Origin of the sequence: Kitasatospora sp. NBC_01246 (assembly GCF_036226505.1) — a bacterium.
Taxonomy (GTDB): Bacteria; Actinomycetota; Actinomycetes; order Streptomycetales; family Streptomycetaceae; genus Kitasatospora.
Map to the genome: position 1 here is coordinate 8,674,553 of NZ_CP108484.1, position 12,159 is coordinate 8,686,711.

General features: G+C 71.8%; 9 protein-coding genes. 5 read left to right on the forward strand and 4 right to left on the reverse strand.

Annotation, left to right across the window (positions count from 1 at the left end):
• Window positions 1–404: 404 nt before the first annotated feature.
• On the forward strand, window positions 405–6,581 hold the full coding sequence (locus OG618_RS36480) for a DNRLRE domain-containing protein (protein ID WP_329491915.1): 6,177 nt from the start codon (window positions 405–407) through the stop codon (window positions 6,579–6,581).
• Window positions 6,578–6,817, forward strand: a complete 240-nt coding sequence (locus tag OG618_RS36485; protein WP_329491916.1) for a hypothetical protein — start codon at window positions 6,578–6,580, stop codon at window positions 6,815–6,817. Before OG618_RS36480 ends, OG618_RS36485 begins: the two co-directional genes overlap by 4 nt.
• A 136-nt stretch (window positions 6,818–6,953) precedes the next feature.
• Here the strand turns inward: OG618_RS36485 and OG618_RS36490 are convergent, their stop codons facing one another.
• Complete coding sequence (locus tag OG618_RS36490; RefSeq protein ID WP_329491917.1) at window positions 6,954–7,268, reverse strand: DUF3459 domain-containing protein; 315 nt, start codon at window positions 7,266–7,268, stop codon at window positions 6,954–6,956.
• 99 nt (window positions 7,269–7,367) lie between these two features.
• On the reverse strand, window positions 7,368–8,150 hold the full coding sequence (gene map / locus OG618_RS36495) for a type I methionyl aminopeptidase (protein WP_329491918.1): 783 nt from the start codon (window positions 8,148–8,150) through the stop codon (window positions 7,368–7,370).
• A gap of 64 nt (window positions 8,151–8,214) precedes the next feature.
• On the opposite strand from map, the gene OG618_RS36500 reads away from it, so the two are divergent.
• Entirely contained in the window at window positions 8,215–8,520 is a 306-nt protein-coding gene (locus tag OG618_RS36500) for a helix-turn-helix domain-containing protein (RefSeq protein WP_329491919.1), read from the forward strand.
• Window positions 8,521–8,748: 228 nt separating this feature from the next.
• Here OG618_RS36500 and OG618_RS36505 read toward each other — a convergent pair whose 3' ends face one another.
• Window positions 8,749–9,444 carry a GntR family transcriptional regulator gene (locus OG618_RS36505; protein WP_329491920.1) on the reverse strand — a complete coding sequence of 232 codons (696 nt, stop codon included), beginning with the start codon at window positions 9,442–9,444 and terminating at the stop codon, window positions 8,749–8,751.
• Window positions 9,445–9,542: 98 nt separating this feature from the next.
• Between OG618_RS36505 and OG618_RS36510 the strand changes: the two genes are divergently transcribed.
• Both OG618_RS36510 and OG618_RS36515 read left to right on the forward strand, forming a co-directional pair.
• Window positions 9,543–10,076, forward strand: a complete 534-nt coding sequence (locus tag OG618_RS36510; RefSeq protein WP_329491921.1) for a YbhB/YbcL family Raf kinase inhibitor-like protein — start codon at window positions 9,543–9,545, stop codon at window positions 10,074–10,076.
• 33 nt (window positions 10,077–10,109) lie between these two features.
• Window positions 10,110–10,991 carry an SCO6745 family protein gene (locus tag OG618_RS36515; RefSeq protein ID WP_329491922.1) on the forward strand — a complete coding sequence of 294 codons (882 nt, stop codon included), beginning with the start codon at window positions 10,110–10,112 and terminating at the stop codon, window positions 10,989–10,991.
• Between the two features lie 609 nt (window positions 10,992–11,600).
• Here the strand turns inward: OG618_RS36515 and OG618_RS36520 are convergent.
• Window positions 11,601–12,122 carry a hypothetical protein gene (locus tag OG618_RS36520; RefSeq protein ID WP_329491923.1) on the reverse strand — a complete coding sequence of 174 codons (522 nt, stop codon included), beginning with the start codon at window positions 12,120–12,122 and terminating at the stop codon, window positions 11,601–11,603.
• Between the last annotated feature and the right edge of the window lie 37 nt (window positions 12,123–12,159).

Genomic DNA, 12,159 nt, shown 5'->3' on the forward strand with positions numbered 1-12,159 from the left:
CACGACTGCCCGGGGCGCCAGACCCTTGGCACGGTGCGAGTGGTTGCTCCGATCGCGGAAGGGCGCGCGTTCCTGGGCGGCATCGGCCTCCGCCCGGCGATGTCGTCCCCCCGGGAAACGCGCGGAGCGCGCTCTCCCGGGGGAGGGGGCTCCTGAACTCGGGTGGCAGCGGCTGAGAGAGGCAGGTCAAGCCATGATCACGGCTGCGTGAACCTTGGCCGAACAACGACCGGGCAGGGCGGACGACTGGTCGGTCTTTGATGATCCTTTGCCGTCGTTTGATGCATCTATGACATTTTGGATCACTCCTATGCTCCGGACGTCGCCGTCACACGACGGTGGGTCAAGGGGTGGAAATGAGCAGGTACGTACCTGTGCGCCGCAGACGGAACCCGGCTGCGGGAATGCGCGTGTTGAGCGGGTCCCTGGCGCTCGCGGTGGCCGTGTCGCTGCTGGCGGGGTCCGAGGTGGCGTTCGCCGCGCCGGCGGGCGGTCCGGCGGCGGGCAAGGGCACGAAGCCGGGAGCCACCTCCGCCGCCGACGTCCCGGCGGCGCGGATCGCCGCCCGGCTGTCGGGGCAGCGGGTGGAGGCGCTCTCCGAGCGCACGGAGACGTCGACGACCTGGGTGAACAAGGACGGCTCACTCACCTCCGAGCTCTTCGCGGGCCCGGTCCGCTACCAGCGCGACGGCCAGTGGGTGGACGTCGACCTGGCTCTGCAGGCGGCCGCGGACGGTTCGGTGGCGCCCAAGGCCCACCCGAACGGCCTGCGGCTCGCGGGCGCCGGCGGCACCCGGGTGAAGTCGCTGGTCCAGGCGCAGGCGGCGCCGGAGGAGGCGCGGCCGCTGGTGAGCCTCGGCGAGGGTGACCAGCAGGTCGAGCTCCAGTGGAAGGGCGGGCTGCCCAAGCCCGTCCTGGATGGGACGAAGGCCACCTACCGGGACGCGATCGCCGACGGCGCGGCCGACCTGGTGGTCGAGGCCACCCGGACCGGCTTCGAGCAGTACACGGTGCTCAAGCAGCGCCCGGCCGCCGCGGGCTTCTCGTACACGATGCCGTTGAAGGCCGAGGGGCTGCGGGCCGAGGCCCAGCCGGACGGCAGCGTGCTGTTCAGCGACCGGAAGAGCGGCGAGAAGCGGGCCGTGCTGCCCGCACCCGTGATGTGGGACGCCACGGCCGCCGCGCAGGGCTCCGGCGAGCACGCGCGGCAGGCGAAGGTCGGGCTGAAGGTCGTTCAGCACGGCGACGGCGTCGACCTGGTGTTCACCCCCGACGCCTCGTTCCTCGCGGATCCGAAGACGCAGTACCCGGTGACCGTCGACCCGTCCACCACCGCCCTCGGGAACGTCTTCGACACCCGGGTGCAGCAGGGCGAGACCGTCGACTGGTCCGCCGACACCGAGATCTACTGGGGCAACTCCGGCACCAAGAACGCGGACGGGTCCTCCCGGCAGGCGCGGTCGTTCATCAACTGGAACACCGCCCCGATCGCCGACGCGCTGATCACCAGCGCCAACCTGTCGCTGTACAACTTCCACTCCGGCAACAGCGACTGCCAGCCCTACGCGTGGGACGTCTGGGACACCGGTCTCGCCTCGACCTCCTCGCGGTGGACGGCGCAGCCCTCCTGGAACGCCAAGAAGGCCACCGGCACCGAGACCAAGGGCCGGGACGCCTGCGGCGGCGACGGCTGGATCACCGCCGACGTCACCAACCTGGTGCAGACCTGGACCTCGGCGAAGAACACCACCTCGGGCATGGGCCTGCGCGCTCCCGACGAGACCAACACCAAGTACTGGAAGGAGGTGAACTCCGCCAACGCGGCCACCAACGTGCCGAAGCTGACGGTGACGTACAACTACCGTCCGCGGACCGGCACCGACCAGCAGGCCGGCTCCCCGTTCTACAAGGACACCGCCGGTACCTGGTGGGTCAACTCCACCACCCCCACGCTGCGGGACACCTTCGTCGACCCGAACAACGACAAGGTCGACGGCACCTTCCAGATCTTCGACGCCGCCACCGACACCCAGGTCGGCAACGTCCTGGTCTCGCCGTTCGTGCCGAGCGGCCGGCCCGCGTCCGTCAAGGTCCCCGCCGGGGTGCTGACCAACGGCAGGACGTACAAGTTCCGCACCTCCCCGTACGACGGGCTGCACTACAACACGGGCTGGTCGGCGTGGGCCACCTTCACGGTCGACACCTCCGCCCCGTCCGCGCCCGGCGCGGTCTCCTCCGCCGACTACCCGGCGGGGCAGTGGGTCAAGGGCCCCGGCCAGGCCGGCTCCTTCACCGCGACCCCGCCGGCCGGTGACCAGAACGCCCTGGAGTGGACGCTCGACGGCACGAACTGGACCAAGGTCGCGACCAACGGCTCCACCGCGCCGGTGACCTTCACCGCCACCCCGGCCAGGGGCGGCACCCATACCCTCCAGGTGCGGGCGGTCGACCGGGCGGAGAACCGCTCCGAGGCCCTCTCCTACACCTTCCAGGTCGGCGCGGGCGGTGTCACGTCGCCGAACGACGGCACCCGTACGGCGGCCCGCGTCCCGCTCCTGGCCGAGGCCGACGCCGCCCGGTACGACCACGTGGCCTACTCCTGGCGGCGCTCCGACGCCGATGCATGGACCACGATCCCGGCGGGCGACGTCACCAGTGGCGGCGCCGCACTGGCGGCCTGGCCGGTCGCCCTCGGCGCCGGCCGGAGCCCGGCACTGACCTGGAACGCCACCTCCACGGTCACCCCCGACGGCACCGTCCAGCTCCGCGCGGACTTCACCGGGCCGGGCGCGGCCGCCGTCTCCTCCGAACCGGTCAAGGTGGTCGTCGACCGCAAGGCCGACGGCGCGGCGACCGAGAACGTCGGACCGGGCGCGCTGAACCTGCTCACGGGCGATCTGCGGGTCCCCGCCACCGACGTGTCGCTGTTCGGCATGACCATCGGCCGCACGCACTCCTCCCGCGACCCGAAGGCCGCCGCCGCGCAGGAGGGTCAGGCTGCCATCTTCGGCCCCAACTGGGTGTCGGGCGTGTCGTCGAGCCTCTCCGCCTCTGAGTACACGGAGATCCGCAGGACCTCCGCCACCTCGCTCAGCGTGATGGCGGCGGACGGCTCGGCCATCGCGTTCACCTCCGACGCGGCCGGCAGCGGCTGGGTGCCGGAGCCGGGCAGCGAGGACCTGGCCCTGAGCGGCGCCTTCGGCGGCGACTTCACCCTGTCCGGCACCGAGGGCACCGTCACGACCTTCTCCAAGGTCGCCCCGGCAGCCTCCACCTGGACCGTCACCTCCACCCTGCTGGGCGGCCTCGCCAACACCGCCACCAGCGTCGTGTCGGAGACGACCGTCGTCGGCGGCAGGACGCTGGCCCGGCCGAAGCTGATCATCGCGCCCACCTCCGCGGTCACCCCGGCGGCGTGCGCGGCGAACCCGGCCGCCAAGGGCTGCCGCGTACTGCAGTTCGTCTACGCCGCCGCCACCACCGCCACCGGGATCAACACCGGCGCCGAGTTCGGCGACTTCGCCGGCCAGGTCAGCGCCGTCCGGCTCTGGAGCACCGCACCCGGGGCCACCGCGGCCACCGCCACCGACGTCGCCGCCTACCGCTACGACTCCGCCGGGCGGCTGCGCCAGGCCTGGGACCCGCGGCTGGGCCAGGGCAGTCAGAGCCAGTACACCTACTACACCCAGGGCGCCGACGACGGCCTGCTCTCCTCCGTCCAGCTGGGCGGCACCCGTGCCACCTCGCTGGCCTACGGCACCGTCGGCTCCAACCCGGCCGCGGGGCCGGGCATGCTGACCAAGGTCTGGCACGACACCCTCGCCCCCGGCACCACCGGCACGGTGAACGGCACCGCCACCAGCACCGTCGTCTACGGCGTCCCGCTCTCCGGGCCGAAGGCACCGGAGGACCTCTCGGTGACGGCGGCCGCGGCCTGGGGCCAGACGGACCTGCCGACCGACGCCACCGCGGTGTTCCCGCCGGACCGGGTCCCCGCCTCCAACGACGCCGCCGACCTGACCGCGGCCGACTACACCCGGGCCACCGTCGACTACCTCAACGCCTCCGGCCGCCAGGTCAACCAGGCGACCCCGGGCCACCACCTCACCACCACGGAGTACGACAACCGCGGCCACCAGGTCCGCAGCCTGACCGCGGCCAACCGTGAGCTCGCCCTCGGCGCCACCGACCCGGCCAGGGCCCAGCTCGCCGACCTCGGCATCGACACGCTGCCCTCCGCTGACCGTGCCCAGCTCCTGTCGAGCACCAGCGTCTACAGCGCGGACGGGCAGCAGGAGACCGACGTCCTGGACCCGCTGCACCGGGTGACCCTGGCCGCCGACGCCACCGCCGGCGCCACCGTCCTGGCCCGGGCCGGAAGCCAGCTGCCCGCCCGTCAGCACACCGTGAAGACGTACGACGAAGGCCGACCGACCGACGGCACCGCCAAGATCAAGAACCAGATCACCCTCACCACCACCGGCGCCCGGCTCCGCGCCTGGCCCGACCAACTGCTGGACACCCGGCAGGACCGGACCGGCTTCGACTGGACGATCGGCGTGCCGACCACGCAGGTCAAGGACAGCGGCGGCCTGGCCCTGACCACCACCACCGCCTACGACGGCCAGGGCCGCGTCGTCTCGACCCGGCTGCCGGGCTCCACCGGCTCCGACGCGGCGGCGACCTGGACGTCCTACTACACCGCGGACGGCGCCGGCACCTGCGGCAACCGCCCCGAGTGGGCCGACCTCGTGTGCCAGAGCGGTCCTGCCGGCGGCATCACCGGCGGCGGCTCCAACCCGGCCCAGCTGCCGACCAGGACCACCCAGTACGGGCGGTTCGGCGAGGTCACCCGGACGACCGAGACCGCCAACGGCGTCACCCGTACCACTGACACCGCCACCGACGCCGCCGGCCGCCCCACCACCGTCACGGTCACCGACGGCCTCGGGACCCCGGCACCCGCCGCCACCACCACCTACCACCCGGGCACCGGCGCCGTCACCCAGCAGACCTCCGCCACCGGTGGCACGATCACCAAGGGCTACGACGAGCTGGGCCGCCTGATCTCCTACACGGACGCCGACGGCGCCGTCACCACCACCGAGTACGACGCCCTCAACCGGCCCACCAAGGTCACCGACAGCTCCCCGTCCACCACCACCTACACCTACGACACCGCCGTCGACCCGCGCGGCCAGGCGACCTCGGTGACGGACTCCGTCGCCGGCACCTTCACCGCCCGCTACGACGCGGACGGCGCGGCTCTCACCCAGGGCCTGCCCGGCGGCTACACCCTGACCGACGTCAAGGACCCGACCGGTACCACCACCGGCCGCACCTACACCCGGGACAGCGACGGCCTGGTGCTGGTCTCCGACGGCATCGGCCAGACCGTCCACGGCCAGCGGGCCACCCACACCGGGACCCCCGGCGTCACCGCCGCCCAGACCTACGGCTACGACCGGGCCGGCCGCCTCCTCCAGGTCCAGGACACCTCCACCGACGCGGTCTGCACCACCCGCACCTACACCTTCGACAACCACACCGACCGCACCGCGTCGGCCACCGCCGTGGCCGCCCGCGGCCAGGCCTGCACCACCAACGGGGGCACCAGCCAGACCAGCGCCTACGACAGCGCCGACCGCCTGGTGAACCCCGGGTACGCCTACGACGCGTTCGGCCGCACCACCGCCCTGCCCGGCAGCACCCTGGCCTACTACAACACCGACATGGTCCAGCAGCAGACCACCGGAGCCGCCCGACAGAGCTGGACCCTCGACTCGGCCCAGCGCCTGCGAGGCTGGACCACCGAGACCAACGCCGCCGGCACCTGGACCCGGACCGGGGCCAGGACCAACCACTACGGGTCCGACACCGACAGCCCGCGCTGGATCACCGAGGACACCGCGGGCAGCGTCACCCGCAACGTCACCGGCGCCGCCGGGGGCCTCGCCGCCACCACCACCAGGACGGGCGGCGCGGTCCTGCAACTCGCCAACCTGCACGGGGACATCACCGTGCAGCTCCCGCTCGACCCGGCCGTCGCGCCGACCGTCCTCGACTACGACGAGTACGGCCAGCCGCGCGCCGGCCAGAGCGGCGCCCGCTACGCCTGGCTCGGCGACAAGCAGCGCTCGGACGAGACCCCGAGCGCCCTCACCCTGATGGGGGTGCGCCTCTACAACCCGGCCACCGGCCGCTTCCTCTCCCCGGACCCCGTCCAGGGGGCGAGCGCCAACGCCTACGACTACTGCAACGCCGACCCGGTCAACTGCACCGACCTCAACGGCCGGATGCCCGGCTGGCTCAAGGCGGCGCTCAAGGCCGCCGTGGCCCGCGGCGTCCAACTGGCCGTCACCGCGGCCGTGGCCGCCTGGGTGCCCTTCCTCGCGCCGTGGGCCCTGCACATCGGCAACTGCGCGGGCGGTGCCTGCGCCGGCGTCCTGTTCGGCAGCGGCGGCTGGAAGCAGCGCATCGTCTGGGCCGTGGCAGGATGCCTCGCGGGCTTCGTCTTCGACCGCGGGGTCTCCCAGCGCATCATCGACAAGGTGATCGGCGTCGTCAGGAGGTTCATTTGACCGCGACGGAGGAACCGGGCCGGCGCCGGCGCGGTCCGCTGCGCCTCGCCGTCACCAACGGGGCCTGGCTGGCCCCGTCCTTCCTCCTCGCCCATCTGCTCGCCGGCCGCCTCACCGCCGATGCCACCACCCGCACCTGGAGCACCCTGCTGCTCGCACCGGTGATCGGCCTCGCCCTGGGCGGCGCGGCGGCGGGCGTGCGCCGCCTCCGGCGCTCGCGTCCGACGCGTCGCTGACCCGGCACCCACCCGGCCGGGCACCCGCTCGGCCCCGTACGGGCCGGTCCACCGCACCAGCGGTGGGCCGGCCCGTACGTCGTCCACCTCCGAGTGCCCTCCCGGTGGAGGCCCCGCCCGCCCCGCCCGCCCCCGGTCAGTCGGCCAGCCACCAGTCGGTGCTGTCGGCTGCCAGCAGCACCTCGCCGGGGTGCTCGGTGACCGGTGGTTCGGCCGAGGAGAGCAGGAGGGCGCCGAGTCCGCCGTCGGTGACGCGGACGGGCGCGCCGGTGGTGTTGACGGCGCAGACCACGGCGCCCTGGTCGCTGTCGCGCCGGAACGCGAGCACCCCGGGTGCCAGGTCCAGCCATTGGACGGACCGGCCGGCGCCGAGCGCGGGATGGGTCCGGCGCAGGCGCGGCGCGCTGCGGTACAGCTCCAGGACAGTACTCCCCGAGACCGCCGACCCCATGCCTGAACAGCGGAAACGCAGCACTCAGGGCCGGAAGGACAACAGCCACTTACCCCAGCATCCCGACGCGGAGATCCTGCTGTCCTTCCCGGCGCCCTCTTATGATCGAGCCTGCGTGGGCAGGGTGAGAACTTCGGCTCCGTTGTCGGTGATGGCGATGGTGTGCTCGCTGTGCGCGGTCCGACAGCCTGTCGCGCTGCGCAGCGTCCAACCGTCGGCGTCTGTGACGAGCGTGGCAGTGTCGGCCATGACCCAGGGCTCCAGGGCGAGCAGCAGTCCGGGGCGCAGCTTGTATCCGCGGCCGGGCCGTCCGGTGTTCGCGACGTGTGGGTCCTGGTGCATGGTCGAGCCGATGCCGTGGCCGCCGAACTCGGTGTTGATCGGGTAGCCCGCCTTGCTGAGGACCGTGCCGATGGCGTGGGAGAGGTCGCCGATGCGCGCCCCAGGCTTGGCGGCGGCGATGCCGGCGGCGAGTGCACGTTCGGTCGTCTCGATCATGGCAACGCTCTCCGCCGGCCTGGCCTTGCCCACCAGGAAGCTGATCGCGGCGTCCGCGGCCACCCCGCCCCTGGCCACTGCGAGGTCGAGAGTCAGCAGATCCCCGTCTGCCAGCGTGTAGTTGTGAGGCCGCCCGTGGAGCACCCCGTCGTTGACGGCCGTGCAGATGTAGTGCCCGAACGGGCCGCGCCCGAAGGAAGGCGCGTAGTCGACGTAGCAGGACTGCGCTCCTGCCTCGGTGATCATCTCCTTGGCCCACTGGTCGATGTCCAGCAGGTTCGTCCCGACCGTGCTGCGCTGCTTCAGCGTGTGCAGGATGTTTCCGACCAGGGCGCCGGTGTCTCTCGCCCGCTCGAGCTGCGCGGAGTTCAGGATCTGGATCATGGGGGCCTCTCATGGACGTCCAATAACTATACCGGTCTAACTGTACCGGTATTAGAATGGGGCCATGGTCCGGTTGCCGCTCGCCCCCGCCGAGGTAGAACGCGGACAGCGCCTTGGTACCCTGCTCCGCCGAGCCCGGGGCCGCCGCTCAATGCTGGACGTGGCGCTCGCTTCGCATCTCTCGCCGGAAACTCTGCGGAAGATCGAATCCGGCCGTGTGGCCACCCCCGCCTTCCCGACCGTCGCAGCGATCGCCGACACCCTCGGCCTGTCTCTTGACGCCGTCTGGGCCGAGATCAACCAGACGGAGCGAACCGTCGAGGATCAGTCGGTCCTGCCTGTCACACGGCATCCATCGCTGGTTTCGTAACACCCACTCCACATCAAGTACGCATTGGCCGGCGAACTTGTCGTGGACTCGTCAAGATCACCGGCGCAGGGCTACCGGCGAACGGCGATGTGCACGAGACCGGCCAGTGCGATCGCCACTGTGGCGCGGGGCCCAGGCCCTCGAAGCAGCTCCGACCCACGTGAACCCCTACGGCCGGTTCGAGCTGGACTTGAATTCCCACCTCGACCTCGCTGTCGTGGCGTAAGCCTAGGTTGCCTGGCCTGAACCGTCGGTCAGAGCAGCCGCGGTCAAAGTGAGGTGCTGGACCAGGACCGCGGCTGCGGTGTCGGCGTCACGGGCCAGCACCGCCTCCTCCAGCCGGCGGTGTTCCTTGGCGCCGTCCCGGTCGGGATTGCGGTGCGCCGACCAACGGCGGGCCAGCTCACTCTGGGTCCACAGCCGGTCGAAGGTCTCCAACAGCGCGCGGTTGCCACACCCCTCCAGCAATGTGCGGTGGAAGGCTCTGTGGGCTTCGGCCCAAGCGCCGGTGTAGTACTCGCTCTCCTCCGGCGCGAATGCCGGAGTGCGCACCAGGCGATGGTGGGCGGCCCGCACGCGGGCCTCCCAGTCGACGTCGCCGCGCTCGATGGACATGCGCAGTACGACCGGTTCGACGGTCCGACGGGCTTCCGCGATCTCCTGCCAGCGGCGGTCGGAGAAGGACGGGACGGCGAAACCGCGGTTGGGCAGCCGGTCGGCGAGCCCCTCGCCGACCACCCGCACGAGCGCCTCGCGCACCACGGCCAGGCTCACGCCCTGCTCCTTGGCAAGATCCTGCGGCTTGAGAGGGGCGCCAGGGGAGTGGTCCCCACGCATGATCGCGTCCCGCAGGTGTGCGTAGACCTGCTCGGAAAGCATCTGTTTCCCCGGCGGCGGGGTCGAGGAGTGCGCCGTCTGATTCATGAGCCCATCCTAGACGATCCCTTAGATAATCGATTATTTGTGTTATGGTCGATTCAGTAGCCGATGAGGACGCCCTCGTCCGGAAAGGAACGACCGCTGTGTCTGCCAACGACCCCTTCGCCCGCCTCCCTGAGGCGGCCTCGTTCACCGTCACCAGCACCACCGTCACCGACGGCGCCGCGTGGCCGCCCGCGCAGTACTCCTCCGGCCTGCCGGGCGGGAAGGACATGTCCCCGCAGCTGTCCTGGAGTGGCGCCCCGGACGGCACCAAGAGCTATGCCGTCACCGTCTACGACCCCGACGCCCCCACGGGGTCCGGGTTCTGGCACTGGGCGGTCGCCGACATCCCTGCCACCGTCACCGAGCTGCCCGAGGGCGCCGGTGGCGACACCGGCTCACAGATGCCCGAGGGCGCCTACCAGTTGCCCAACGACACCCGCGTGGCCCGCTACATCGGTGCCGCCCCGCCGGCCGGACACGGCCCGCACCGTTACTTCGTCGTCGTGCACGCCCTCGACATCCCCTCGACAGGCGTCCCGGCCGATGCCACACCGGCCGTCCTCGGCTTCACCATGGCCGGTCACACCCTTGGACGCGCGGTGTTGACCGCCACCGCTGAAACACGCGCCTGACAGCGCCACCCGACTCCTGGAGACACCACCGCCATGCACCTCGATGCCCTTCCCGACTCCGCCCGTACCGGCGACGGCCCGATGGACCTGAACGCCGTCCGTGATGTCAGCCGCGCCATCAGCGCCGCTCACCTGTTCATATATCTCGTCCCCGAGACCGCCGAGGAGGCGGCCGAGCTCGGCGTGACCGACCGCGGACCGACGTATCTGGCCTTCCGGTCGGCCGCGATGGGCGCAGTTCCGTGGCAGGTCACGCTCGCGGCCTTCTACAACTTCAGCCCGCGGGCAGCGCGGGCCATGGCGGGCGTATGGGACGCCGCGCCGCCCGAGCGGTGGCAGGCCGCCCGCTTCCTGGCCGCCGGCCGGGCGATGCTGCGCGTCGGCGTACATCTCATCGACGACCACCTTGCCGAGGCGCGCTCGCTGATCGACCCGGTCGTCGCCGGTGCCGATTACGCCGGTAAAGTGCTGGCCGCCGCGAACGCCTCGGTCGTGCTTCCTCCCGATCCTCTCGTCGCACTCTGGCAGCAGATCACGGTGGCGCGCGAGTGGCGCGGCGACGCCCATCTCGTCGTACTCGCCGACAACGGCCTCGGGCCGTGCGACTGTCTCGTTCTGCACACCGCGACCGGCCGCCTCCCGACGGCTCTGGCGCGAGCGACCCGCCGGTGGGACGACGAGGAGTGGAGCGCGGCGACGGCACGCCTCGTCGCGCGCGGCTGGCTCGACTCCCACGGCGTGGTCACCGACGCCGGCAGTGCGGCGCGCGAGCGCATCGAAGTGGAGACGGACCGGCACTGCGCCGCGCTATGGGCACCGATCGGCAACGCAGGCGCCCGCCGCTTCGCCTCGCTCATCTCGCCGATCACCCAGGCATTTACCGCAGCAGGGACGTTTCAGGCCGTGCGCGGATAGTCTGATCTCGCATAAACGGTCCTGTCCCAGAGCAAGATCAAACAAAGTCGTACGGAGACCGTAGTGACGAGTTTGACGAAGAACGATGCTTGACGGGAGACGTTCCGTACGAGGCGGTGTTCGACGAGCCGGGGGAGCAGCGTCCGGCCGACGACGTGGTCTGGGAGCGGGTGCGCTGGTGCGTGGCGACGCGCGAGGCGGCGCTCCTGGAGGAGATGCACGTCGACGATTCCTCCCGCTGGCACCGGCTCGGTGACGACACGTTCGATGCGCTGCGCGCCGGGTTGGCCCCGCGGGCCCGGCTGGCGCTCTGGCCGGACCTCTCCACCGATGTCCCCGCAGTTGTGGCCGGCCTCCCGGACGGGGCCTGGTCGAATTCGTCTGGGAGGACCGGGACGGCCGGATCGCCAGCACGGTCGCCGACGAGACCCGGTTCACGGCACTGGCCGCCCAGCTCTGCGGTGCCCGTGCCTGCCGTCCTGCCGATGGCCGTCGATGGGCGTCGATGGGCGCGGTCCCCTGTTCACGGCTGTGCTGCCCGACGGGGACGGCGTCCTGCGCGCCCGGTGGCGCCCGGTGGCGACCCCGAGCGACCGGGACTGGGGTGTTCTAGCTTGCCGGCTGCAGGGTCCAGTGGTGCGGCTCGATGGGGGCCGGCCTCACCACGAGCCGGCCGGTCACGCCGGGATCGTCGACCAGCTTCCCCCACGAGGCGGACCGGTCGCCGGGGGTGTGCTCGATGTCGGCCCACACCGTGCTGCCGGGGCCGGCGGAGCCGTAGAAGACGGTCCATTCGGCGTACCGGTCGCAGGTGTCGCTGATCCCCACCTTGTGGTCGTCCGTCAACCTCAGGCAGCCGCGCGGGGCCGAGTTCGGCACGGAGACGTTCATCGTTCCGTTGGGCCGTTGCTGTACCTGCCAGTTCGCCGAGGTGTACGTGCTGTCCGTGCAGTCGCCCAGTGACACTGTGCCGACAGGTCCGTGCAGCTTGGGCCAGACCAGGCACTTGCCGTCCGTGAGGGCCGCGAACCGGTAGACCCCGTCGATGAGGGGTGCGGCGTGGGCGGGCTGCGTGAGCGCCGAAGTGGCCGCGATGGCGGCGGCCATGAGGGCGATGACTCGTGAACGCATGGGAGGAACTCCTCGAACAGCCGTGGTCGGACCGATC